This window comes from Mycolicibacterium flavescens (assembly GCF_001722335.1).
Lineage (GTDB): Bacteria > Actinomycetota > Actinomycetes > Mycobacteriales > Mycobacteriaceae > Mycobacterium > Mycobacterium flavescens.
In genome coordinates this window covers 1-23712 of record NZ_MIHA01000002.1, presented here as the reverse complement: position 1 = coordinate 23712, position 23712 = coordinate 1, and the positions used below count along the sequence as shown (strand labels likewise).

At 68.8% G+C, this 23712-nt stretch carries 22 protein-coding genes; 11 read left to right on the top strand and 11 right to left on the bottom strand.

What is annotated here, in order from left to right:
- Position 1 precedes the first annotated feature (1 nt).
- Positions 2-1021, bottom strand: coding sequence for an Rv2578c family radical SAM protein (locus BHQ18_RS02625; RefSeq protein ID WP_069412335.1), 1020 nt, complete (start codon positions 1019-1021; stop codon positions 2-4).
- Between the two features lie 185 nt (positions 1022-1206).
- Here BHQ18_RS02625 and helR point away from each other — a divergent pair, with 185 nt between their 5' ends.
- A complete protein-coding gene (helR, locus tag BHQ18_RS02620; protein ID WP_205866029.1) occupies positions 1207-3393 on the top strand; it encodes an RNA polymerase recycling motor ATPase HelR in 2187 nt (728 codons plus the stop codon).
- Positions 3394-3402: 9 nt separating this feature from the next.
- On the opposite strand, the gene BHQ18_RS02615 is transcribed toward helR, so the two are convergent.
- Entirely contained in the window at positions 3403-3822 is a 420-nt protein-coding gene (locus BHQ18_RS02615; protein WP_109789174.1) for an Rv2576c family protein, read from the bottom strand.
- Positions 3823-4067: 245 nt separating this feature from the next.
- Here BHQ18_RS02615 and urtA point away from each other — a divergent pair, with 245 nt between their 5' ends.
- From urtA to BHQ18_RS02580, 7 genes are all read left to right on the top strand, one after another.
- Entirely contained in the window at positions 4068-5333 is a 1266-nt protein-coding gene (gene urtA, locus BHQ18_RS02610) for an urea ABC transporter substrate-binding protein (protein WP_069412031.1), read from the top strand.
- Positions 5334-5341: 8 nt separating this feature from the next.
- Complete coding sequence (gene urtB / locus BHQ18_RS02605; protein WP_069412030.1) at positions 5342-6226, top strand: urea ABC transporter permease subunit UrtB; 885 nt, start codon at positions 5342-5344, stop codon at positions 6224-6226.
- Positions 6223-7341 carry an urea ABC transporter permease subunit UrtC gene (urtC, locus tag BHQ18_RS02600; protein WP_069412029.1) on the top strand — a complete coding sequence of 373 codons (1119 nt, stop codon included), beginning with the start codon at positions 6223-6225 and terminating at the stop codon, positions 7339-7341. The genes urtB and urtC overlap by 4 nt, the downstream gene beginning before the upstream one ends.
- On the top strand, positions 7338-8159 hold the full coding sequence (urtD, locus tag BHQ18_RS02595; protein WP_069412028.1) for an urea ABC transporter ATP-binding protein UrtD: 822 nt from the start codon (positions 7338-7340) through the stop codon (positions 8157-8159). The genes urtC and urtD overlap by 4 nt, the downstream gene beginning before the upstream one ends.
- Entirely contained in the window at positions 8159-8851 is a 693-nt protein-coding gene (gene urtE / locus BHQ18_RS02590) for an urea ABC transporter ATP-binding subunit UrtE (RefSeq protein ID WP_069412027.1), read from the top strand. Before urtD ends, urtE begins: the two co-directional genes overlap by 1 nt.
- Positions 8852-8949: 98 nt before the next feature.
- Entirely contained in the window at positions 8950-9477 is a 528-nt protein-coding gene (locus BHQ18_RS30250) for a hypothetical protein (protein WP_205866028.1), read from the top strand.
- A gap of 59 nt (positions 9478-9536) precedes the next feature.
- On the top strand, positions 9537-10580 hold the full coding sequence (locus BHQ18_RS02580) for an MBL fold metallo-hydrolase (RefSeq protein WP_084293871.1): 1044 nt from the start codon (positions 9537-9539) through the stop codon (positions 10578-10580).
- Positions 10581-10584: 4 nt separating this feature from the next.
- On the opposite strand, the gene BHQ18_RS02575 is transcribed toward BHQ18_RS02580, so the two are convergent.
- The gene (locus BHQ18_RS02575) at positions 10585-11574 is read right to left on the bottom strand and encodes an amidohydrolase family protein (RefSeq protein WP_069412025.1); all 990 of its coding nucleotides are present in this window, start codon (positions 11572-11574) and stop codon (positions 10585-10587) included.
- A gap of 84 nt (positions 11575-11658) precedes the next feature.
- On the opposite strand from BHQ18_RS02575, the gene BHQ18_RS28935 reads away from it, so the two are divergent.
- The gene (locus tag BHQ18_RS28935) at positions 11659-12201 is read left to right on the top strand and encodes a hypothetical protein (RefSeq protein WP_084293853.1); all 543 of its coding nucleotides are present in this window, start codon (positions 11659-11661) and stop codon (positions 12199-12201) included.
- 90 nt (positions 12202-12291) lie between these two features.
- Here the strand turns inward: BHQ18_RS28935 and hisS are convergent, their stop codons facing one another.
- Positions 12292-13557: a histidine--tRNA ligase gene (gene hisS / locus BHQ18_RS02565; RefSeq protein ID WP_069412024.1), complete on the bottom strand. Its 1266-nt coding sequence runs from the start codon at positions 13555-13557 to the stop codon at positions 12292-12294.
- Positions 13558-14220, bottom strand: a complete 663-nt coding sequence (locus BHQ18_RS02560; RefSeq protein WP_069412331.1) for an MBL fold metallo-hydrolase — start codon at positions 14218-14220, stop codon at positions 13558-13560.
- Positions 14221-14322: 102 nt separating this feature from the next.
- Here BHQ18_RS02560 and BHQ18_RS02555 point away from each other — a divergent pair, with 102 nt between their 5' ends.
- The gene (locus BHQ18_RS02555) at positions 14323-15192 is read left to right on the top strand and encodes a peptidylprolyl isomerase (RefSeq protein WP_069412330.1); all 870 of its coding nucleotides are present in this window, start codon (positions 14323-14325) and stop codon (positions 15190-15192) included.
- A gap of 7 nt (positions 15193-15199) precedes the next feature.
- A complete protein-coding gene (locus BHQ18_RS02550) occupies positions 15200-16228 on the top strand; it encodes a peptidylprolyl isomerase (protein WP_069412023.1) in 1029 nt (342 codons plus the stop codon).
- 3 nt (positions 16229-16231) lie between these two features.
- Here the strand turns inward: BHQ18_RS02550 and BHQ18_RS02545 are convergent, their stop codons facing one another.
- The 6 genes from BHQ18_RS02545 to secD all read right to left on the bottom strand — a co-directional run.
- Positions 16232-16525 carry a DUF4333 domain-containing protein gene (locus BHQ18_RS02545; RefSeq protein WP_069412022.1) on the bottom strand — a complete coding sequence of 98 codons (294 nt, stop codon included), beginning with the start codon at positions 16523-16525 and terminating at the stop codon, positions 16232-16234.
- 71 nt (positions 16526-16596) lie between these two features.
- Positions 16597-18948, bottom strand: a complete 2352-nt coding sequence (locus BHQ18_RS02540; protein WP_069412329.1) for a RelA/SpoT family protein — start codon at positions 18946-18948, stop codon at positions 16597-16599.
- Positions 18949-18997: 49 nt separating this feature from the next.
- Entirely contained in the window at positions 18998-19585 is a 588-nt protein-coding gene (locus BHQ18_RS02535) for an adenine phosphoribosyltransferase (protein WP_084293852.1), read from the bottom strand.
- The gene (locus tag BHQ18_RS02530) at positions 19540-21162 is read right to left on the bottom strand and encodes an ABC transporter substrate-binding protein (RefSeq protein WP_109789184.1); all 1623 of its coding nucleotides are present in this window, start codon (positions 21160-21162) and stop codon (positions 19540-19542) included. Before BHQ18_RS02530 ends, BHQ18_RS02535 begins: the two co-directional genes overlap by 46 nt.
- A 41-nt stretch (positions 21163-21203) precedes the next feature.
- A complete protein-coding gene (gene secF, locus BHQ18_RS02525; RefSeq protein WP_069412020.1) occupies positions 21204-22445 on the bottom strand; it encodes a protein translocase subunit SecF in 1242 nt (413 codons plus the stop codon).
- Position 22446: 1 nt separating this feature from the next.
- A partial coding sequence (secD, locus tag BHQ18_RS02520) for a protein translocase subunit SecD (RefSeq protein ID WP_069412019.1) occupies positions 22447-23712 on the bottom strand: 1266 nt, incomplete at its 5' end.

Genomic DNA, 23712 nt, shown 5'->3' with positions numbered 1-23712 from the left:
CTCAGAACAGGGTGGGTTGCAGGGCCGGCGCTGGCGGGCGCGGTGCCGGTTCGTCGACCGCGCGGAACGACCGGCGGTCGCGGCACAACCCGTGTCTGGCGATCAGCGGAGCGGCCCGCTCCTGCAACATCTTCCGGTAGTCCGCTGGCAGGTACGCCCCGCGGCGGTACAGCTCGCGGTACTTCGGCACCAACGCGGGGTGTGAGCGGGCCAGCCAGTCCATGAACCACCCCCGCGTCGAGCCACGCAGGTGCAGCCCGAACACCGTGACGCTGGTGGCCCCGGCCGAGGCGATACCGGCGAGCAGATCGTCGAGGTGCGCGACGGAGTCGGTCAGATACGGAAGCACCGGCGCGACCATCACGTGGCAGTCCAGGCCGGCGTCGCGGATCGCCGCGATCAGCCCGAGGCGGGCCTGCGGCGTCGGGGTCCCGGGTTCGACGTCGGCGTGCAGCGCGGGGTCGCCCACCGCCAGCGAGACCGCGACGCTGACGTCGACGTGCCGGGCGGTGTCGGTGATCAGCGGCAGGTCCCGGCGCAGCAGGGTGCCCTTGGTGAGGATCGAGAACGGAGTGCCCGAATCGGCCAGCGCCGAGATGATGCCGGGCATCAACGCATATCGACCCTCGGCGCGCTGGTACGGGTCGGTGTTGGTGCCCAGCGCCACGGTCTCGCGGTGCCACGACGGCCGCCTCAGTTCGCGGCGCAGCACGTCGACGACGTTGGTCTTGACCACCACCTGGCTGTCGAAGTCGGTTCCGCAGTCGAGGTCGAGGTACTCGTGGGTGGGCCGGGCGAAACAGTAGCGGCAGGCGTGTGAACAGCCGCGGTAGCCGTTGACGGTGAACTTGAACGGCAGCATGGCCGCATTGGGCACCTTGTTCAACGCCGACTTGCAGAGCACCTCGTGGAACGTGATGCCCTCGAACTGCGGGGTGCGCACGCTGCGCACGAAGCCGATCCGCTGCAGGCCGGGCAACGCGCCGTCATCGACGCCCACGCCCTGTCCGTCCCACCGCATGACATCCATTCGAACTCACGTTCGATACGATGTCAAGCATGTCGGCGCAGGGGTACAAAGGAGTGTCACCCCGTTTCGGCGTACGCCGTGGTGGGGGGCTTGCCGCAAGGCCGGGGTGATACCTGAAAATCGTTGATCTGAACCGGTACTCGCTCGGTTCGAGACGTTCAAGAAAGTGGGGCGGGGTGCCGACAGACGGCTATGACGAGGAACTGCGGTCCGAGCAGCGCTACGTGTCCGACCTGTACGCGCGGCTGGACGCCGAACGCGCGCAGGCCAAGGCGCGCTACACCGCCGCGCTGCGCGGAAACGGCGGCCCGCTCGTCGACCGCGACGCCGAGGTGCGCGCCGAGGCCAAGCGGATGCACCGGCTCGACGTCGCCGACCACGGACTGTGCTTCGGCCGCCTGGACAGCGTCTCGGGTGAGCGGCGCTACATCGGCAGGATCGGGTTGCTCGACGAGGACAACGACTACGAACCGGTGCTGATCGACTGGCGGGCGCCCGCGGCCCGCCCGTTCTACGTCGCCACCGGCGCCCATCCCGAGGACATGCGGCGGCGCCGCCAGTTCCACACCCGCGGGCGCCGCGTCCTCGACTTCACCGACGAGGTGTTCGGGCGACCCGGCGACGGTGAACGCGGTGACGCCGCGCTGCTGGCGGCGGTCAACGCACCGCGCGGGGACGGCATGCGCGACATCGTCGCCACCATCCAGGCCGAGCAGGACGAGATCATCCGCCTCGACCATCCCGGGGTGCTGGTGGTCGAGGGCGGGCCGGGCACCGGTAAGACCGTGGTGGCGCTGCACCGCGTCGCCTACCTGCTCTACACGCACCGCGACCGCATGGAGCGCCAGGGCGTCCTGGTGATCGGCCCGAATCCGGCCTTCCTCAACCACATCGGGCGCGTGCTGCCGTCGCTGGGTGAGACCAACGTGGTGTTCATGACCACCGGCGACCTCGTCGCCGGGCTGCGCGTCACCGCGCAGGACTCCCCCGAGGCGGCGCGGCTCAAGGGTTCGCTGACGATGCTGGAGGTGCTCGCGGCCGCGGTGGCCGACCGCCAACGTGTCCCCGACGAGCCGCTGCCGATCAAACTCGCCGACGTCACCGTGCGCATCGACGCCGAAACCGCTCAGTGGGCCGTGCAGGAGGCCCGCGACACGGGGTTGCCGCACAACGACGCCCGCGCGACGTTCGTCGACGTCATCACCTGGGTGCTGACCGAACGCGCGATCGCCCGCATCGGCAAGGGCTGGCTGACCCGCGCGGACAAGCAGGCGTGGGAACATCTGCGGGCCGAACTGCTCGACGAACTCGACGACCACGACGGGTTCGCCGCCGCGCTCGACCAGCTGTGGCCCGAGCTGACCCCGCAGACGCTGCTGGCCGGACTGTACGAATCGCGGGACCGGTTACGCGCGGCCGGCGCCGACCCGTCGCTGTGGCGCGCCCAGGGAGACGCCTGGACCGTCTCCGACGTACCCCTGCTCGACGAGTTGGTCGACCTGCTCGGCGGCATCAAACCCGATGTCGCGGCCGAGCGGGAGCGCCAGGAGGAAGCCGCTTACGCCGCCGGCGTGCTGGATCTGATGGTGGCCCGCGAGGACCTGATGGACGACGAGGACCACCTGATCGCCTCGGACCTGCTGCACGCCGACGAACTCGCCGACCGCTTCGCCGAACGCGACAACCGTGACGTCGCCGAACGCGCTGCCGCGGACCGGGATTGGACCTACGGGCACATCGTCGTCGACGAGGCCCAGGAGTTGTCGGAGATGGACTGGCGGGTACTGATGCGCCGCTGCCCGGCCAAGTCGTTCACCGTGGTGGGCGATCTGGCGCAGCGGCGCTCGGCGGCGGGCGCCACCTCGTGGGGGGCGGTGTTGGACCGGTACGTGCCGGGCCGGTGGGTCTACCGGCCGCTGAGCGTGAACTACCGCACCCCGGCCGAGATCATGGCCGTCGCCTCGGCGCTGCTCGCGCAGTTCGCGCCCGAGGCGCAGCCGCCGGAGTCGGTGCGCGCGTGCGGGGTGCGGCCCTGGTCCCGTCCCGTCGACGACGACGACGACGACGAATTAGCCTCGGCGATCGAGGAATTCGTTCGCGACGAGGCGGACCGCGACGGCACCAGCGTCGTGATCGGGCCGCCCGGCGTTGCCGGCGCGGTGGCACCGTCGGAGACCAAGGGCCTGGAGTTCGACGCCGTGCTCGTCGTCGACCCGGGCCGGATCATGGCCGACGGCCCGCGCGGTGCGGCCGATCTCTACGTCGCGCTCACCCGCGCCACCCAGCGACTGGGCGTGCTGCACCGCGACCCGCTGCCCGCGGTGCTGCACGGCCTGACCGAACTGGAGACGGTCACCGAGTGATCTGCGTGCTCACCACTGGCTGAGCTGGCACTGCACCGTGTACGGGCCGTCCTGCTGCACTGCGACCTCACCGTCGATCGCAATCTCGCAGTGCGGGTTCGGCGAGGCCTGCATGGCGTGCACACCGGTGCTCGCGGTGAGGATCGCCCACTGCGGGTCGGCCATCGTCGTCTCGAACACCCACGGCACGCCCGGCTGGAGGACGACCTCTTCCTTCTTCAGGTACGCGTACGCGTCGGCGTTGTAGGCCTCCTTGCTCGGAGGCTGCACCGTCAGATAGTTGAGCTGGAAATCCGCCGGGGTCGCCGACACCAGCGTGTACCGGACCACGTGTCCTTCGGACTGGGCCACCGCCGTCGCCTGACTGACCGCGACCGACGCCGCTGCCAGCATGAACGCCGCCCCGACCTTAGCTGTACCTGTTCGCATGCTCGTCACATCGCCGGACCGTACCAAACCGTTACACCGCCGGCCGGGCAGCTACCGGGCCGCCCGGTGAACGGCAAACCACCGCCCGCGGGGGCACAGGTTAATTTGTTCGTCACACACAGACATTTCCTAGAAACACCGCGGCTCTAACGTCCCGAGTCGACACCCCCGGGGTGTCGGGATCTCACCTCAGACTCGACGCTCATCGCCCGATGTGCGCTGCGGATATATAGGAAAGGCTGTTCATGCGACTACCACGACGGTCCTCGGTGAAACGGTCGGCACTTGTTGCGAGCGGTATCGTCGCGGCGACAAGCCTGGTGCTGGCCGGCTGCGGAAGCAAGGCAACCGAGTCGGACTCGGCAAACGCCGAATCGTGCGTCGACACCTCGGGTTCGACGATCAAGGTGGGCGCGCTGAACTCGTTGTCGGGCACCATGGCGATCTCCGAGGTCACCGTCCGGCACGCCATCGACCTCGCCGTCGAACAGATCAACGGCTCCGGCGGGGTGCTGGGCAAGCAGATCCAGCTGGTCGGCGAGGACGGCGCATCGGAGCCCACGGTGTTCGCCGAAAAGGCGGAGAAACTGATCAGCAGCGACTGCGTGGCCGCGGTGTTCGGCGGCTGGACATCGTCGTCGCGCAAGGCGATGCTGCCGGTGTTCGAGAGCGCGAACTCGCTGCTGTACTACCCGGTGCAGTACGAGGGCCTGGAGTCGAGCAAGAACATCTTCTACACCGGCGCCACCACCAACCAGCAGATCGTGCCCGCGCTGGACTATCTCAAGGAGAAGGACGTCAAATCGCTCTACCTGGTCGGCAGCGACTACGTGTTCCCGCAGACCGCCAACCGGATCATCAAGGCGTACGCGGGTGCCAACGGTATCGAGATCAAGGGTGAGGACTACACGCCGCTGGGGTCCACGGACTTCTCCACGATCGTCAACAAGGTTCGCACCGCCGACGCCGACGCGGTGTTCAACACCCTCAACGGCGACTCCAACGTGGCGTTCTTCCGCGAGTACCGCAACGTCGGCCTGACCCCGGAGGCGATGCCGGTGGTCTCGGTGTCGATCGCCGAGGAAGAGGTCGGCGGCATCGGGATCCAGAACGTCACCGGTCAGCTCACCGCGTGGAACTACTACGAGACCGTCGACACCCCGGCCAACAAGGCGTTCGTCAAGGCCTACAAGGACAAGTTCGGTGCCGACAAGCCGACCTCGGATCCGATGGAGGCCGCCTACGTCTCGGTCTACCTGTGGAAGAACACCGTTGAGAAGGCGAACTCGTTCGACGTCAAGGCGATTCAGGACAACGCGGGCGGGGTGACGTTCGACGCGCCCGAGGGCCTGGTCACCATCGACGGCGAGAACCACCACATCACCAAGACCGCCCGCATCGGCGAGATCCGGCCCGACGGACTGATTTACACGATCTGGGAGTCGCCCGGACCGATCGAGCCCGACCCCTACCTCAAGTCGTACCCGTGGGCTGCCGGCCTGTCCAGCTGACCTGACAGATGGATGTCCTGATCGGGCAGCTGGCAACAGGGTTGAGCCTCGGCTCGATCCTGTTGCTGGCCGCCCTGGGGTTGTCGTTGACGTTCGGTCAGATGGGCGTCATCAACATGGCGCACGGCGAGTTCATCATGGCCGGCTGCTACACCGCGTATGTCGTTCAGCAGGTCGTGTCCAGTGCCGGTGTGTCGCTGCTGCTTTCACTGCTGATCGGGTTCCTGATCGGCGGGGCGATGGGCGCCCTTCTGGAGACCACGCTGATCCAGCGGATGTACCACCGGCCGTTGGACACCCTCCTGGTGACCTTCGGCGTCGGGTTGGTGCTGCAGCAGGTGGCCCGTGACGTCTTCGGCGCACCGGCGGTCAACGTGGTGGCACCCGCCTGGCTTTCGGGTGGTGTGGAGATCTTGGGCGCGGTGGTGCCCAAGACCCGCATCTTCATCCTGGTGCTGGCGGTGATCTGCGTCGCGGCGCTGGCCACGGCGCTCAAGGTCAGCCCGATGGGCCGGCGGATCCGGGCGGTGGTGGCCAACCGCGACCTCGCCGAGACCAGCGGTATCTCGTCGCGCAAGACCGACATCACAACGTTTTTCATCGGTTCGGGCCTGGCCGCGGTGGCCGGGGTCGCGTTGACGCTGATCGGGTCGACCAGCCCGACCATCGGGCAGAGCTATCTGATCGACGCGTTCCTGGTGGTGGTGGTCGGCGGGCTCGGGCAGATCAAGGGCACCGTGATCGCCGCGTTCGCGCTGGGCTTTTTGAACTCGTTCATCGAGTACAACACCACCGCATCGTTGGCGAAGGTGATCGTGTTCGTGATCATCGTCATCTTCCTGCAGGCCCGCCCGCAGGGCCTGTTCACCGTCCGCACAAGGAGTCTCGTATGACGACGTTCCTGGGCCGCTGGCAGACGTGGGCCGGCTTCGGGCTGGCGGCGGTGGTGCTGTTCGGTGTGGCGCCGGTGGTGCTGTCCGATTTCCGGCTCAGCCTGCTCGGCAAGTTCCTGTGCTTCGCGATCGTGGCGGTCGGCATCGGGCTGGCCTGGGGCCGCGGCGGAATGCTGGTGCTCGGCCAGGGCGTGTTCTTCGGGCTCGGCGGCTACATGATGGGCATGCACCTCAAGATCGCCGACGCGCAACTGCGCGGCGACGACGTGCCCGACTTCATGCAGATCGCCGGTGTCCGTGAGCTTCCCGGCTACTGGGCGCCGTTCGCCTCCCCCGCGTTCACCGTGCTGGCGATCCTGTTGGTGCCGACCGCGATCGCTGCGGCACTCGGGTTCGGCGTGTTCAAACGTCGCGTCAAGGGCGCCTACTTCGCGATCCTGTCCCAGGCACTGGCGGCGGCGCTGGCGATCCTGCTGGTCGGCCAGACCAGCCTCGGCGGCAGCAACGGGCTCAACAGGTTTCGCACCTTCTTCGGGTTCACCCTCAACGACCCCGCCAACCGGCGGATGCTGTACTTCATCGCCGCCGGGGTGCTGCTGCTCGTCGTGGCCGTCGTGCGGCAGTTGATGCAGAGTCGCTACGGCGAACTGCTGGTGGCCGTCCGCGACGGTGAGGAGCGGGTCCGCTTCCTCGGCTACGACCCGGCCAACATCAAAGTCGTCGCGTACACCACCGCGGCGTTGTTCGCCGGCATCGCCGGTGCGCTGTTCGCGCCGATCGTCGGGTTCATCGCACCGTCGCAGGTCGGCATCCTGCCGTCGATCGCGTTCCTGATCGGGGTGGCGATCGGCGGGCGCACCACGCTGCTGGGACCGGTACTCGGCGCGATCGGCGTGGCGTGGGCGCAAACCCTGTTCTCCGAACGGTTCCCGTCGGAGTGGACCTACGCGCAGGGGTTGCTGTTCATCGTCGTCGTCGGGTTCTTCCCCGCCGGTCTGGCCGGGCTCGGCGTGCTGTTCAAGCGGCGCCGCCTCGGCCGCACCAAACCGCCTCCCGCGCCGGAACCCGAGGCGCAGACCGATCCCGACACCGAGAAGGTGGGTGCCTCCACATGAGCACGGTCAAAGATCCCGCCCCCGGCGGAAACGTGGGCATGGGCACCGAGTACCTCGAAGTGCGCGGCCTCACCGTGGATTTCGACGGTTTCAAGGCGGTCAGCGACGTCGACCTGACCCTGTTCCAGGGCGACCTGCGGTTCCTGATCGGGCCCAACGGCGCGGGTAAGACGACCGTGATCGACGCGATCACCGGGCTGGTCAGTGCCACCGGGTCGGTCAACAAGTCCGGCGTCGACCTGCTCGGCAAGAAGGTGCACCAGATCGCGCGCCTCGGCGTCGGGCGGACGTTTCAGACGGCCAGCGTCTTCGAGCAGTTGACCGTGTTGCAGAACCTCGACATCGCGGCGGGGGCGGGCCGGTCGGCGTGGACACTGCTGCGCAGGCGCAGGGGTGTGCTGCCCGCCATCGAGGAGGCGCTCGAGACGACCGGGTTGACCGAGCTGGCCGACAAGCCCGCCGGGGTGCTGGCGCACGGCCAGAAGCAGTGGCTCGAGATCGGCATGCTGCTGGTGCAGAACGCCGACGTGCTGCTGCTCGACGAACCGGTGGCCGGGATGAGTCACGAGGAGCGCGAAGAAACCGGGCAGCTGCTGCGGCGCATCGGCGGTCAGCGCACCGTCGTCGTCGTCGAACACGACATGGACTTCATGCGCGCGTTCGCGACATCGGTGACCGTGCTGGCGCGCGGGCAGGTCATCGCCGAGGGTTCGGTCGCCGAGGTGCAGGCCAACCCGAAGGTGCAGGAGGTCTACCTGGGCACGGCGGCCGCCGGTACCGCCGGTGTGCCCGAAGAGCTGATCGAGGAGAACGCCTGATGCTGACACTGGCCGATGTGCGGTGCGGCTACGGCCGTTCCGAAGTGATCCACGGCGTCGGCATCGAGGTGCCGTCCGACGGGGTGGCCGCGGTGATGGGCCACAACGGCGCCGGCAAGACCACCCTGCTGCGCGCGGCGGTCGGGTTGCTGAAATGCTCTGCCGGACAGGTGCTTTTCGACGGTGAGGACATCACCAAGCTGCGGCCCAGCGCTCGGGTGGCGCGCGGCCTGGCGTATGTGCCGCAGGGGCAGCAGTCGTTCGGGCAGTTGACGACGATGGAGAACCTGCAGGTCGTCGCGGACGGGCGCAAGAACGGCAAGCGCCTGATCGACGAGCAACTCGACCTGTTCCCCGCTCTCAAGGAGTTGTTGACCCGGCGTGCCGGGCTGCTCTCGGGTGGTCAGCGCCAGCAGTTGGCGATCGCCCGGGCGCTGATCACCACGCCGAAATGCCTGATCCTCGACGAGCCGACCGAGGGCATCCAGCCGTCGGTGGTCGCCGAGATCGAGGCCGCGATCACCGACCTGACCCGCCGCGGGGACCTGGGCGTGCTGCTGGTCGAACAGCACATCGGGTTCGCGCTGGAGTCCTGCCAGCAGTACTACATCCTGGAGGCCGGCCGGGTGACGTCCAGCGGGACCGGCGGATCGGCGTCGGAGGCCGACGTCCGCGCAGCCATGGCCATCTGATCCTCCCCGTGCGGCGAGCGTGCATGTCAGCACACGACACGCCGCTGATCTTCAGCAGTTTGTGCACGTTCGTGGCGGTCGAATGGCACAGTTCAGCCGTGGACACTCCGACCGAGAACCGAGTTCTGATCGACACCGGCGGCCTCGTGGTCACCGACGACGGGCGCCGCGTGCTGGTCATCGACCGCGGGACGGGGCCGCTGACGGTACTGGCGTTCGTGCTCGGGGTGTTGGCCGTCGTCGCCGGCGGCTTCGGACTCGTCGCGCTGATCACTACCAGCCCGTCGACGACGGTGGGCGCGGTCTTCGTCGCGGCCGGTGTGGCGCTGGCGGTGGCGACGTTTCTGGTCGTGCGCAGGATCCGCCGGTACCGGGGTCGACCGCTGCACGAATGCCGGCCGGCGGCCGTGCTGGACCGCAAACTCGAACTGTTCAGCTACCGCGGCGGCGCTCTGGTACAGCTCGACCAGGTGCGGTTCGCCCGCAAGTTCCAGATCGGTTCCAGCTCACCGAAACTCGTCGCAGAGATGCCCGGCGGAACCCGGATTCTCAAGCGGGGCAACCCGTTCGACGGCGGGGTCGGCAACATCGACGAGGTGCTCAACGCTGTGGTCCGCGAAGGGTGACCGCGGGCGACGGCGGATGCGCCTGCGGGCACGCCGACGCCACGCTGTCGCGTCGCGCGATGCTGGCCGCGTCGGTGTCCGCCGTCGTCGGAGGAGCGGCAGTCGCCTCGCCGGGTCCCGCCTCGGCGGCCCCGGTGGCCGACCTGCCGCGCGATGCCCTGGTCACGCTCGGGGTGCAGGCCGGCCCGCCCCCGGTCCCCGGCCGCACCGGCATCTCGTCGACGCTCAAGGTCGGCGCCGACCTGTACCAGATCGACTGCGGGCTGGGCTCGCTGAACGCGTTCACCAACGCGGGTTTCCGGTTCGACGCTCTCAAAGCCATGTTCATCACCCACCTGCACACCGACCACATCGTCGACTATTTCAGCTTCTTCGCCTCCGGCGGTTACACCGCCGCGAAAGGCAAAGCGCCCGTGATGGTTTACGGCCCGGGCCCTGCGGGCGGTCTGCCTCCGAGCCGGGTCGGCAACCCGAACCCGCCCCTGATCGACGCTGCGGACGCGACGCCCGGGCTGGCCGCCACCACCGCGGCGCTGCAGCAGGCGTTTGCCTACACCGACAACATCTTCATCCGCGACATGGGCACCGACGACATCCAGCGTCTCGCCGACGTCGTCGAGATCGCGGTTCCGCCCGGTTCCGACTACCTCAACCGGGCGCCGCGCACCGACCCGTTCCCCGTGATGCGCGACGACAACGTCACCGTCACCGCGACGCTCGTCTCGCATTACGACGTGTACCCGGCATTCGCGTTCCGGTTCGATCTGCTGAAATCCGGTGTCTCGGTGACGTTCTCCGGTGACACGACGAAGTCGGAGAACGTCGTCACCCTGGCGAGGGACACCGACATCCTGGTGCACGAGGCGCAGTTCAGCCTCGACGACGCCTACTACGGCAACCGGTTCCCGCCCGACTACCTGGTCAACTCGCACACCTCGGCCGAGCAGGTCGGGGAGGTGGCCGCCGCAGCCAACGCCGGGCATGTTGTGCTCAGCCACTACTCGCCCACCGACCTGCCGGACTCGGAATGGTTGACCGCGGTGGGTAAGCACTACCCCGGTCGTGTCACCGTCGCCCGCGACGGACAGGTGTTCGCGCTGTGAGTTCTCAGCCCCTCACGCGGGCGGGCAGACGGTCACCGAACAGCTGTACCGCGTTGCCGGAGGACACCTTTCGGCGGGTGCCGTCGTCCATCGGGTAGTCGCGCAGGAACTGGGCACCGGTCACGTTGTCGTCCATCGGGTAGTCGACCGAGAACATCACCCGGTCGGCGCCCATCACCTCCAGCGTGCACGCGAAGGCCGGAGCGCAGAAGTTCCCGCTGGTCGTGACGTGGAAGTTGGTGCGCAGGTAGTCCGACGGGAGACGCCGCAGCCTGTTGCCCGCGGGTGTTCCGCCCAGCCCGTAGTAGCGGTCGATCCGGTAGGCGGCGAACGGCAGCATCTCGCCGAGATGTCCGATGATCATCTGCAGTCTCGGGAACCGGTCGAACAGCCCGGAGTAGATCAGCCGCAGCACGTGGGTGCCGGTCTCGGCCGCGAAACCCCATGACGCCAGGTGCAGGCCGTCGTCGACATAGGGCGCGAACCACGCGTCCATCACCGCCGGGTGAGGCGTGGTCGGGTGCAGGTAGATCGGAGCACCGAGGTCTTCGGCCGCCGCGAACAGCTCGTGGTAGGCGGGGTCGTCGAGGTAGCGGCCCTGGCAGTGGCCGTTGATCAGCGCGCCTACCAGGCCGAGGTCGGCTACCGCCCTGCGTAATTCGGTGGCAGCAGCCACGGGGTCCTGGGTCGCCAGGGTCGCGAAGCCGCCGAACCGGTCGGGGGTCGCGCGCACGGTCTCGGCGAGGTCGTCGTTGGCGCGACGGGCCATGTCGACGGCGACGGCGACGTCGGTCTCGTCCTGCACGCCCGGATCGAACAGGGACAGGATCTGAAAGTCGATGCCCGCCACGTCCATCTGCTCCAGGCGCAGTGCGCCGCGGTCGTACAACCGCTCGTAACCGAGGTCGTTGTGCGTCCGTAGCCACGTCGCCACCACGTTGCCGGTGCTGGCCGGGTCCCACGCGTAGTGCTCCTCGAGCGCGATCAGCGGCATGGGCTCTCCCGTTCTCGCGGACTCGGCGAGGTGCGAGTGTGCGCGTCGGACGTAATGTAACGCGCGGTCCGGCATGCTGGTGACGTGTCGCACCCGCCGGAACCAGTTCTGCTCGCCGAACACGGTTCTGCGGTGCTCGCGGTGCGCGGCGACGAGGTCCTGCTGATCGACCGTGGCCGGGTGCCGTCGGAGGTCACGGTGCTGTTGCTGACGATGACACCGCTGATCTGCGGCGGGTTCGGTGTGGTGTCGGCGATCTCGACCGCGGCCGGCGCGATGGCCGGACGGTCGGTGGTGATCGGCGCGGCGTTGCTCGCGGTCGGGGTGCTCGCATTCGGCGCGATGATCCGCGCGTCGGGGGCGCTGCGCCGCGTTCGTCGAACGCCGCTGAGTGTCTATGCGCCGGTGGCGGTTTTCGACCGGCACCGAGGGGTCTACCGCGACAGCGCCGGCGAAGTCGTCGCCTTGTTGAGCGATGTCGTCTTCGAACGACGCTCGAGCCTGTTGACCTCCCGGCTGGTGGCCGTGACGCCGTCGGCGACGCGGATACTGCTGCGCGGCAACGCTTTCACCGGCGGCATCGGAACGCTCGATCGTGTGTTGACCGGCGTCGTGCACGGCATTTGAGCACGCTCACCGCGCGACGAGCGTGCGCAAAGGCTCGAAAATGCGCGGCGTGTCGTGTGCAGACGCGCACGTTCGCCCCACAAGAAATGTCTACGCGCGGTTCAGGCGGGTCAGCACCTCGGTGTGCACGGCCCCGATCGGCACGTCCACCTGCTCGCCGGTCGCCAGGTTCTTCACCCCGACCGTGCCGGCCTCGACGTCGCGGTCACCGGCCACCAGCGCCAGCGACGCCCCGGAGCGGTCCGCGGCCCGCATCGCGCCCTTGATCCCGCGGTCGCCGTAGGCCAGGTCGACCCGGACACCGGCGGCCCGCAACCGCGCGCCCAGCACCGCGAGCGTCACCTTGGCCTGCTCCCCCATCGGCACCCCGAACACATCGACACGTGTGGTCCCGCCGACGGTTTTGCCCTCGGCCCGCAGCGCCAACAGCGTGCGATCGACGCCGAGCCCGAACCCGATGCCGGACAGGTCTTTTCCGCCGAGTTGACGCATCAGCCCGTCGTAGCGGCCACCGCCGCCGATCCCCGACTGCGCGCCGAGCCCGTCGTGCACGAACTCGAACGTCGTCTTGGTGTAGTAGTCCAGCCCGCGCACCATCCGCGGGTTGATGACGTACGGCACCTCCAGCGCGTCCAGATGCGCCAGCACGCTGTCGAAGTGCTGTTTGGCGACATCGGAGAGGTGGTCGAGCATGACCGGCGCGTCGGCGGTCATCTCGCGGATGTGCGGGCGCTTGTCGTCGAGCACCCGCAGCGGGTTGATCTCCGCGCGCCGGCGGGTGTCCTCGTCGAGGTCGAGCTTGAACAGGAACTCCTGCAACAACTCCCGGTACTGCGGGCGGCAGGTGTCGTCACCGAGCGAGGTGATCTCCAGCCGGAAGCCGTCGAGCCCCAGCGAGCGGAACCCGGCGTCGGCGACCGCGATCACCTCGGCGTCCAGCGCCGGGTCGTCGACGCCGATCGCCTCGACGCCGACCTGCTGCAGCTGGCGGTACCGACCGGCCTGCGGGCGCTCGTAGCGGAAGAACGGCCCGGCGTAGCAGAGCTTGACCGGCAGCGCGCCGCGGTCCAGCCCGTGCTCGATGACCGCGCGCATCACGCCCGCGGTGCCTTCCGGGCGCAGGGTCACCGACCGGTCGCCGCGGTCGGCGAAGGTGTACATCTCCTTGGACACCACGTCGGTGGATTCGCCCACCCCGCGCGCGAACAGCGCGGTGTCCTCGAAGATCGGCAGTTCGACGTCGCCGTACCCGGCGCGCCGGGCGGTGTCGAGCAGCCCGTCGCGCACACCGACGAACTGCGCCGAGTCCGGCGGCAGGTAGTCCGGGACGCCCTTGGGCGCCTGAAATTCACTCACTTAGCTCAAGCCTTCGAGAAACGGGTTGTGGCGGCGTTCGAAGCCGATCGTGGTCTTGGGGCCGTGCCCCGGTAGTACCACGGTGTCGTCGTCGAGCACCAACAGTTTGTTGACGATCGAGCCGAGCAGGTCCCGGCCACTGCCGCCCGGCAGGTCCGTGCGACCCACCGACTGCCGGAACAGGGTATCGCCGGTGAACGCGACCTCGTCAGGCCCCTGCGCGATGCGGAACACCACCGACCCGCGGGTGTGGCCCGGCGTGTGGTCGACGGTGACCGTCACCCCGCCCAACTCGACCTTGTCGCCGTCCCTGTCCAGTTCGATGACCTGCCGGGGTTCGCGGAACATCGCCCCGACCGCCAGTTGCGCCAGTTTCGGCCCGAAGTCCTTGATCGGGTCGGTCAGCATGCCGCGGTCCTCGGGGTGGATGAACGCCGGGCAGCCGTACATGTCGGCGACCTTCTGCGCCGACCAGATGTGGTCGATGTGGCCGTGGGTGAGCAGCACGGCGGCCGGGGTCAGCCGGTTCTCGTCGAGGATCCGGCGCAGCGGACCCATCGCGCGTTGCCCGGGGTCGACGACGATCGCGTCGGCCCCCGGCCGCGGGGCCAGCACGTAGCAGTTGCACGCCAGCATGCCGGCCGGAAACCCGGTGATGAACACGGCCTCCAGTTTCCCATCCCGCCGCGACGTGGGGTGCGGCACTGCGCTCAGCAATGCCTGGCACACTCGTTGCGGACCGATCAACACGAGGAGGACACCGGCGTGCCGACCAACGAACAGCGGCGGGCGACAGCGAAGCGCAAACTCGAGCGGCAGTTGGAGCGCCGCGCCGAACAAGCTCGCAAGCGGCGGCTGTACACGATCATCGGCTCGGCCGTCGGCGCCGTCGTGGTGATCGCCGCGGTGGTGGCGACCGTCGTGATCACCAACCGCGACTCGGAAGGCAGCCAGAACGCGGCCGCCACCAGCACCCCGGAGCCGGGGTCGTCGCAGCCCGGTGGGCTGCCCGCGTTCGCCGCGCCCGCCGGCCTCGGCGAGAACTGCCAGTACCCCGCGTCGGCGGAGGAGGCCAGCAAGGAGGTCAACCCGCCGCGCACCGGCAAGGTGCCCACCGATCCCGCCGAGGTCAGCGTCAGCATGTCGACCGATCAAGGCAACATCGGCCTGGTCCTCGACAACGCCAAAGCGCCGTGCACCGTGAACAGCTTCGCCAGCCTGGCGCAGCAGGGGTACTTCGACAACACCCCGTGCCACCGCCTGACCACCGCCGATTCCCTCAAGGTCCTGCAGTGCGGCGACCCGACCGGCGAAGGTACCGGCGGGCCCGGATACTCGTTCGCCAACGAGTACCCGACGAACCAGTACCAGCCGGACGACCCGAAGCTGCAGGAGGCGGTCACGTATCCGCGCGGCACGCTGGCGATGGCCAACGCCGGGCCCAACACCAACGGCAGCCAGTTCTTCCTCGTCTACCAGGATTCGCAGCTGCCGCCGAAGTACACCGCGTTCGGCACGATCGACGAGACCGGTCTGGCCACCCTGGACAAGATCGCCGAGTCCGGCGTCGAGGGCGGCGCACAGGACGGCCCGCCGGCACCCCCGGTCCAGGTGAAGTCGATCCTGCTGGACTGACCCGACCGTGACGACACCACCACCGGGCGGCGACTACCCGCCGCCGGAGCCCTATCCGCCCTACGCCGGATATCCGCCGCCCGGCTACCCCGCGGGCTACCCCGGCTACGGCCATCCGCCGCCGCGGCAGACCAACTCCCTGGCCGTCGTGTCGCTGATCTGCGCGTTCCTGTTCGCACCGCTGGGCGTGGTGTTCGGGCACATCTCGCTGTCGCAGATCAAGCGCAGCGGTGAGGAGGGCCGCGGCCTGGCGATCGCGGGCCTCGTGATCGGTTACCTGCTGACCGTGGTCGCGGTGCTGGTGATCGTGGTGAGCATCGTCTTCGTCGCGGCCGTGGCGCGGGACCTGGAGTCGCTCGACGGCATGGTGCCCGACACCACCGCGACCCCGACCGGCCAACTCGACGAGCTGCCGAAGTTCAAACCGCCGGCCACGCTGGGCTCGAACTGCCAGTACCCGGCGACCGCCGAGCCGGCGAGCAAGCCCGCCAAATCGCCGCGCACCGGCAAGGTGCCCACCGATCCCGCCGAGGTCAGCGTCAGCATGACCACCGACCGCGGCAACATCGGTCTGCAACTCGACAACGCCCAGGCCCCGTGCACGGTCAACAACTTTGCGAGCCTGGCCCAGCAGGGGTGGTTCGACAACACCCCGTGCCACCGTCTGACCACCGGCGCGCTGGCCGTGCTGCAGTGCGGGGATCCGACCGGTACCGGAATCGGCGGGCCGGGCTACCGGTTCCCCAACGAGTACCCGACCAACCAGTTCCGGCTCAGCGATCCGGCGCTGAAAAAGCCGGTGCGCTACCCGCGGGGCACGCTGGCGATGGCCAACGCCGGTATCGGCACCAACGGCAGCCAGTTCTTCCTGGTCTACGAGGACTCCGAGTTGCCGCCGACCTACACGGTGTTCGGCACGATCGATGAGACCGGCCTGGCGACGCTGGACAAGATCGCCGAAGCCGGTGTGAAGGGCGGCAGCACCGACGGTGAGCCCGTCACCGCGGTCGAGATCGAGTCGGTCCGGCTGGACTGAGCGCTATCCGCTGGGCTCGGTCTCGATGTAGAACTCGACGTCCTCGCCCTCGACCTTGGTCACCCGCATGTTCGCCGTGTACTCCATACCCTGAGGTCCGGTAAACGTGCACTCGAAGGTGGTGCCCTCTTCGGCTTCGATGCCGTCGGGGCACCGGACGTCGGTCGGGGTGAACCCGGTCTGCTCGGAAACGAGGTCGACGACGGAATTCGCCGCTCCCTCCGGCGTGATCGTCTTGCTGCACCCGACGAGGCTGATGCCGAGCGCGGCCGCGACGATCAGCAGGGCGGGGCGCATCGTCGCAGTATCGCAGAGCAGGCAAATTATTGACGCTCGAAGCCGGTATTTGCCAGCTCAGCGATGCCGTGTCACGCCGCGGAAGTAACCCGGTACACGTCGTAAACTCCTTCGACGTTGCGCACCACGTTGAGCACATGCCCCAGATGCTTGGGGTCGCCCATCTCGAAGGTGAACCTGCTGATCGCCACCCGGTCGTTGGACGTGGTGACCGACGCCGACAGGATGTTGACCTTCTCGTCGGCCAGCACCCGCGTGACGTCCGACAGCAGGCGGTGCCGGTCGAGCGCCTCGACCTGGATCGCGACCAGGAACACCGACGACGGCGACGGCGCCCACTTGACCTCGATGATCCGCTCGGACTGCTCCTGCAGCGACCCGGCGTTCGTGCAGTCGGTGCGGTGCACGCTGACCCCGCCGCCGCGGGTGACGAAACCCATGATGTTGTCGCCGGGCACCGGGGTGCAGCATTTCGCGAGCTTGGTCAGCACCCCCGGAGCACCCGGTACCGCGACCCCGACGTCGTCGCTGGTGCGCTGGCGCACCGGCATGGTCGCCGGGGTGGACCGCTCGGCGAGTTCGTCGGCGGCGTCCTCGTCGCCGCCGACCAGCGCGAGCAGGCGCTGCACCACGTGGCGCGCCGAGACGTGACCCTCACCGACGGCGGTGTAGAGCGCGGACACGTCGGCGTACCGCAGATCCCGGGCCAGTCCGCCCATCGACTCGGCGTTCATCAACCGCTGCAACGGAAGTCCGCCGCGGCGGACCTCGCGGGCGATGGCGTCTTTACCGGCTTCGAGAGCCTCCTCGCGGCGCTCCTTGGCGAACCACTGGCGGATCTTGGCCTTGGCCCGCGGGGACACCACGAAGCTCTGCCAGTCCCGCGACGGGCCGGCGTTGGGGGCTTTGGAGGTGAAAACCTCCACCACTTCCCCGTTTTCGAGTTTGCGTTCCAAGGCCACGAGGCGGCCGTTGACGCGCGCACCGATGCAGCGGTGGCCGACCTCGGTGTGCACCGCGTAGGCGAAGTCGACCGGCGTCGAACCGGTCGGCAGCGTGATCACGTCGCCCTTCGGGGTGAACACGAAGATCTCTTGCACCGCAAGGTCGTAACGCAACGACTCCAGGAACTCGCCGGGGTCGGCGGCCTCCCGCTGCCAGTCGAGCAGTTGGCGCATCCAGGCCATGTCGTCGATCTCGGCCGACGAGTGCTGGTTCGGAACGTTGTTGCGCCCCTTGGTTTCCTTGTACCGCCAGTGCGCGGCGATGCCGAGCTCGGCGGTCTTGTGCATGTCGTGGGTGCGGATCTGCACTTCCAGCGGTTTGCCCTCGGGGCCGACGACGGTGGTGTGCAGCGACTGGTAGACGCCGTAGCGCGGCTGCGCGATGTAGTCCTTGAACCGTCCCGCCATCGGCTGCCACAGCGAGTGCACGACACCCAGAGCCGCGTAACAGTCCCGGATCTCGTCGCACAGGATGCGCACGCCGACCAGGTCGTGGATGTCGTCGAAGTCGCGGCCCTTGACGATCATCTTCTGGTAGATCGACCAGTAGTGCTTGGGCCTGCCCTCCACCACCGCGTTGATCTTCGAGGCGGTCAGCGTCGAGGTGATCTCGGCGCGCACCTTGGCCAGGTAGGTGTCGCGTGACGGCGCCCGGTCGGCGACCAGCCGGACGATCTCCTCGTACTTCTTCGGGTGCAGGATCGCAAACGACAGGTCCTCGAGCTCCCACTTGACCGTCGCCATTCCCAGCCGATGCGCCAGCGGCGCAATGACTTCCAGCGTCTCGCGGGCCTTGCGGGCCTGCTTCTCCGGCGGCAGGAACCGCATGGTGCGCATGTTGTGCAGCCGGTCGGCGACCTTGATGACCAGTACGCGGGCGTCGCGCGCCATCGCGATGATCATCTTGCGGATGGTCTCGCCCTCGGCGGCGGTGCCCAGCGCGACCTTGTCCAGCTTGGTCACCCCGTCGACGAGATGGCCGACCTCGGTGCCGAACTCCTCGGTCAGCGCCTCCAGCGTGTAACCGGTGTCCTCGACCGTGTCGTGCAGCAGCGCGGCGATCAGCGTGGTGGTGTCCATGCCGAGTTCGGCGAGGATGTTGGCCACCGCCAGCGGGTGGGTGATGTAGGGATCACCGGAGCGGCGCATCTGGTCGGCGTGGCGCTGCTCGGCGACCTCGTAGGCGCGCTGCAACAGCTGCAGGTTGGCCTTGGGGTAGATCTCGCGGTGCAGCGCGACCAGCGGCTCGAGCACCGGGTTGATCGCGCTGCGCTGTGAGGTCATCCGGCGCGCCAGCCGGGCCCGGACCCGGCGCGACGCGCTCGCCGACGACTTCGGTGTCTCCAGTGGCTGGGTCTCGGGGCTCGACGCGGCCGGCGGCGACTGCACGGCCGGTCCGGTACCGGGTTTGTCCGCCATGCTCACCTCCTGCTCCGCCGTCGCTGACGCCCGACTTCGAGGATATCGTTCAGACGCGGTGCAATGACGTCACCGCCATCGACCCGAGCGCCGCCCGCCCGTTGAGGGCGCTCAGTTCGAGCAGCACCGCCGCGCCGGTGACCGTCGCACCGGCATCGTCGAGCAGCCGCACCGCAGCGGCCGCGGTGCCACCGGTGGCCAGGACGTCGTCGATGATCAGTACCCGGCGCCCGTGCAGATCCAGGCCGTCGGCGGGGATCTCCAGCGTCGCGGTGCCGTACTCGAGTTCGTAGGTCTGGCTGTGTACCGGCGGCGGCAACTTGCCGCCCTTGCGGATGGCCAGCACCCCGGTACCCAACCGCAGCGCCACCGCGGCACCGAGCAGGAAGCCGCGCGCGTCGATGCCGGCGACCAGGTCGGCCCCGGCCGCGCATCCGGCGAGCGCGTCGGTGACCGCGGCCAGCCCGTGCGCGTCGGCCAGCAGCGGCGTCAGGTCCTTGAACTGGATGCCCGGTTCGGGGAAGTCGGGCACCTGGCGCATCATCGACGAGATCAGCGTCGAAATGGCCTCGGGCGACGACGGTCCGGCGCTCACTGGTCGAGCACCCAACGGTCCATGTTCCACCCTGCGCCCCATCGTGTCGGATTGCTGCTGACCGCGAACATCTTCTTCGACGTGAGCACGGTCCGGTGCTGACGGTACAGCGGCAGCGTCGGCATATCGGCCCACAGCACCGGCCCGCCCTCGCCGAGCAGTCGGGCGATCTCCTTCGGGTCGGCGGTGACGGCCAGGCCGGTGATGACGCGGTCGACCTCCGGATTGGTGTACCGCGGCAGGTTGTTGCCGTTGCCGGTGTGGAACTGGTAGGCGTCCATCGCCGACGAACCGGTCGAACCGCTACCCGACGCGCCGCCGGTGCTGGCGATCAGCACGTCGATCTCGTTGTTGCGCAACGCCACCGGGCCGGTCGTGTCGGTGGCGGCGTCTTCGACGGTGATCCCCGCCGGCGCGCACGCCTTCGCGATCGCGCCGACCGCGGCGGCCAGCCTCGGGTTGGGGCTCTGGTAGCCGATCCGCACGGTCACCGGCCGGTTGGCCAGCGCGGCGCGGGCCGCGTCGGGATTGGCGGCGACGAACGGGCCGGCGTCACCCACCCCCTCGGCCGCGGTGTAGGTGTCCTCGGCGGCCGGGTTGAGCCGCGAGTTGGCGATCGGCACCTCGGCGTTGCGGGCGATGACGTCGCGCGGTGTGCACAGCGCCAGCGCGCGGCGCGCCGGCGGCGGGCCCATCACGCCCCCGGGCGCGAAGATCAGCTGCTGGATGCCCGACGACGGCGACTCGGTGCGCACGTAGTCGTCGGGCAGGTTCAGGGTGCCTGACGATCCGGTCGCGATGTCGACGACGTCGTAGGCGCCCTGGTTGACCCGTTCCTGGATGTCGGCCCCGCGCGGCCACACGGTCACCCGCTCGGTGACCGGTGCGGCGCCCCACCACTTGTCGTTGGCGACCAGGATGACCGCGCCGTCCTCGGTCACCGAGTCCAGCTTGTAGGGCCCCGACGAGGGGAACCGCTTCAGGTCGAGGTCGGGTTTGAGGGTCCAGCCGGTGTTCCACAGTTGCGCGATCCGCTCGACGACCGCGCCGTCGTTGTCGAGGATCGGGCGGGTGACCCCGCCGTCGCCGAGCCCGAGCTGGTCGGCGATCACGTGCGAGGGCATCAGCGACGTCGCCGCGAACAGCTGGCCGAAGTCGACGAACCCGCGGTCCGGCGCGAACGACACCCGCGCCTTCTTCTGCCCGGGCGCACACTCGACCGCGGTGATGTCGCTGTAGCCGGCCCGGCTGGCGGCGTCGAACGTCGGGAACCTGCCGGACTGCGCCGCCCAGGCCAGCACGAGGTCGTCGCAGGTGATCGGCTTTCCGTCCGAGTAGACGGCGTTGGCGTTGATCTCGTAGTCGAGCACCAGCGGGGCGCGGCCGACGACCGAGATGGTGCCGAAGTCGTGGTCGCCGACGATCTGCCCGTCGGGGCCGTGGTAGTTGAACCCGGTGAGCACCCGGGCGAACGCCTGCGGTCCGCCGGAGGCCGCACCGGCGACCGTGTTGGTGTTGTAGGTGATCAACGCCCCGTCGATGGCGTAGTCGATGCTGTCGGCCGGGCTCGGTGTGCACGCGGCCACCAGGGTCGCGGCGAGCGCCGCGATGCTCGCCATCACGGCCACCCGCGTGCGGGTCTTGCGGGTGTTCATCGGGGCTACCGCCGGCGGGTGTCGCGCTTACCCGACGGGCGGCCGGTCGTGGGTCGCGAAGGACGGGCACCCGGCGCCGGTTTGTCCGGCGGCGGCGGGGTGTTCACCCGCGCCGTGGCGGTCGAGACGGTCTGCGATTCGTCGTCGGCGGCCTCGGCGGCGCGCGCCGACGCGCCGGCGCGGCGGTTCATCACCTTGCGGGTGTGGCTGCCCACCAGTTCGGTGCGTTCGCGCAACGACACCAGCAGCGGGGTGGCGAAGAAGATCGACGAGTAGGTGCCGACCACGACGCCGACCAGCTGCACCAGCGCCAGGTCCATCAGCGTGCCGACGCCGAGCAGCCACACCGCCACCACCATCAGCGCGACGATCGGCAGCACCGAGATCAGGCTGGTGTTGATCGAGCGCATGAAGGTCTGGTTGACGGCGAGGTTGGCCTGTTCGGCGAAGGTTCGCCGGGTGGTGTGTTCGAACCCGTTGGTGTTCTCCTCGACCTTGTCGAACACGATCACCGTGTCGTACAGCGAGAAGCCCAGGATGGTGAGCAGGCCGATGACCGTCGCCGGTGTCACCTCGAACCCGACCACCGAGTACACCCCGGCGGTGACGATGAGGTCGAACGCCAGCGTCGCCAACGCCGCTATCGCCATGTAGCGCTCGTAGCGCACGGTGATGTAGATGGCGGCCAGCACCACGAACACCAACAGCGCGATCAGCGCCTTCTGGGTGATCTGACCGCCCCAGGTCTCCGACACCGCCGAATCGCTGATGGCCTGCTTGCTGGGTTGGCCGTCGGCGCCGCGGGGCTGGAATTCGTCGAACAGCGCCGTGCGCAGTTCCTCGGTCTCCTCGTTGGACAACGTCTCCGACCGGATCTGCACGGTCGCCGAGCCGCCGCTACCGACGAGGACGACCGACTCCGGGGTCTTGTCCAGCGTGCGGCTGAACACGTCTTCGACCTGCTGGGTGGTCACCGTGCCGGACTCCGTCGACGCCGGCATCGAGACCTTGGTGCCGCCCTCGAAGTCGATACCGAAGGTGAATCCGCGAAACACCATGCTGGCGAGGCAAATTGCGACGATCAGGCCGCTGACCGCGTACCACAGCTTGCGCTTGCCGATGACCTCGAAGGCACCGGTGCCGGTGTAGAGCCGGACGAAGAAGCCGTGGCGCGGTGTGGCCGCCTCCAGGTCGGGCGCCTCCACGGCGCGGCTCTGCTTCTCGTCGGCTGACTGCTTGGCCGCCATATCAATCCCGTCCCGTCGCGTGCGCGGCTGCTCGTCGTTCCCTGGCGATCTGCTGAACGGCGCCGAGGCCGTTGAGCGCCGGCTTGGCCCACAGCGTCGACTTCGACGCCAGGTACACCAGCGGCCAGGTCACCAGGAACACGACCACGACGTCGAGCACCGTGGTCAACCCCAGGGTGAACGCGAAGCCCTTCACCTGACCGACCGCCAGGATGTAGAGCACCACGGCCGCAAGCAGTGTCACCGCGTTGCCGGAGATGATCGTCTTGCGGGCCCTGGCCCAACCGCGCGGTACCGCCGATCGGAAAGACCGTCCTTCGCGTATCTCGTCCTTGATGCGTTCGAAGAACACCACGAACGAGTCCGCGGTCATACCGATACCGATGATCAGACCCGCGATACCGGCCAGGTCCAGGGTGTAGTTGATCCATCTGCCGAGCAGCACCAGGATCGCGTAAACCATTGCGCCGGAGGCGACCAGCGACAGCGCGGTCAGCACGCCCAGCAACCGGTAGTAGAGCAGCGAGTAGGCCAGCACCAGCGCCAGCCCCACCACGCCCGCGATCAGGCCGGCCCGCAGCGACGACAGACCCAGTGTGGCCGAGACGGTTTCGGCTTCAGAGGATTCGAACGACAGCGGCAGCGAGCCGTACTTGAGCACGTTGGCCAGTTCGCGGGCCGTGGACTGGGTGAACTGACCGGTGATCTGGGTGCGGCCGCCGGGGATCGCCTCCTGGATCTCGGGGGCGCTCATCACCTTCGAGTCGAGGACGAACGCGGTCTGGGTACCGACGTTGGCCGCCGTGAAGTCCGCCCACGTCTTGGAGCCGTCGCCCTTGAACTGCACGTCGACCACGTACTCGCCGCGCTGCTGATCCAGCCCGGAGGTGGCGTCCTGGATCTGCTCGCCGCTGAGGATCGACTTGTCCAGCAGATACACCGTCGAGCCGTCGTCGGAGCAGGTGATCAGCGGCAGGTTCGGATCGTCGTTGCCGGCCAGCACGTCGTCCTGGCCGCAGCGGGTGGCCTGGAACTGCAGCGCCAGGATCTGGATCTGCTGATCGGTGCTCTGGCGCAACTGCTTCTCGTCGGCGATGCGCTGCTGCAGCGGGATGTCCTTGGGATCGCGCGGCGGCGCGGGCTGCCCCGGAGGCGGCGCGGGCTGACCGGGCGCCTGCTGGCCGGGAGGCGGCGGCGTCGGCGCCCCCGGAGTCGGCGGCGGTTCGGGCGCCGGCTGCGCGGGCGGCTCCTGCGGATAGGGCCGCGA

Bases quoted from the DNA above. Each gene is read 5' to 3' on its own strand.
- BHQ18_RS02625 (WP_069412335.1), bottom strand. From the start codon at position 1,021: ATGCGGTGGGACGGACAGGGCGTGGGCGTCGATGACGGCGCGTTGCCC.
- BHQ18_RS02615 (WP_109789174.1), bottom strand. From the start codon at position 3,822: ATGCGAACAGGTACAGCTAAGGTCGGGGCGGCGTTCATGCTGGCAGCG.
- urtA (WP_069412031.1), top strand. From the start codon at position 4,068: ATGCGACTACCACGACGGTCCTCGGTGAAACGGTCGGCACTTGTTGCG.
- urtB (WP_069412030.1), top strand. From the start codon at position 5,342: ATGGATGTCCTGATCGGGCAGCTGGCAACAGGGTTGAGCCTCGGCTCG.
- urtC (WP_069412029.1), top strand. From the start codon at position 6,223: ATGACGACGTTCCTGGGCCGCTGGCAGACGTGGGCCGGCTTCGGGCTG.
- urtD (WP_069412028.1), top strand. From the start codon at position 7,338: ATGAGCACGGTCAAAGATCCCGCCCCCGGCGGAAACGTGGGCATGGGC.
- urtE (WP_069412027.1), top strand. From the start codon at position 8,159: ATGCTGACACTGGCCGATGTGCGGTGCGGCTACGGCCGTTCCGAAGTG.
- BHQ18_RS02580 (WP_084293871.1), top strand. From the start codon at position 9,537: ATGCTGGCCGCGTCGGTGTCCGCCGTCGTCGGAGGAGCGGCAGTCGCC.
- BHQ18_RS02575 (WP_069412025.1), bottom strand. From the start codon at position 11,574: ATGCCGCTGATCGCGCTCGAGGAGCACTACGCGTGGGACCCGGCCAGC.
- BHQ18_RS02545 (WP_069412022.1), bottom strand. From the start codon at position 16,525: ATGCGCCCCGCCCTGCTGATCGTCGCGGCCGCGCTCGGCATCAGCCTC.
- BHQ18_RS02540 (WP_069412329.1), bottom strand. From the start codon at position 18,948: ATGGCGGACAAACCCGGTACCGGACCGGCCGTGCAGTCGCCGCCGGCC.
- BHQ18_RS02535 (WP_084293852.1), bottom strand. From the start codon at position 19,585: ATGGGGCGCAGGGTGGAACATGGACCGTTGGGTGCTCGACCAGTGAGC.
- BHQ18_RS02530 (WP_109789184.1), bottom strand. From the start codon at position 21,162: ATGGCGAGCATCGCGGCGCTCGCCGCGACCCTGGTGGCCGCGTGCACA.
- secF (WP_069412020.1), bottom strand. From the start codon at position 22,445: ATGGCGGCCAAGCAGTCAGCCGACGAGAAGCAGAGCCGCGCCGTGGAG.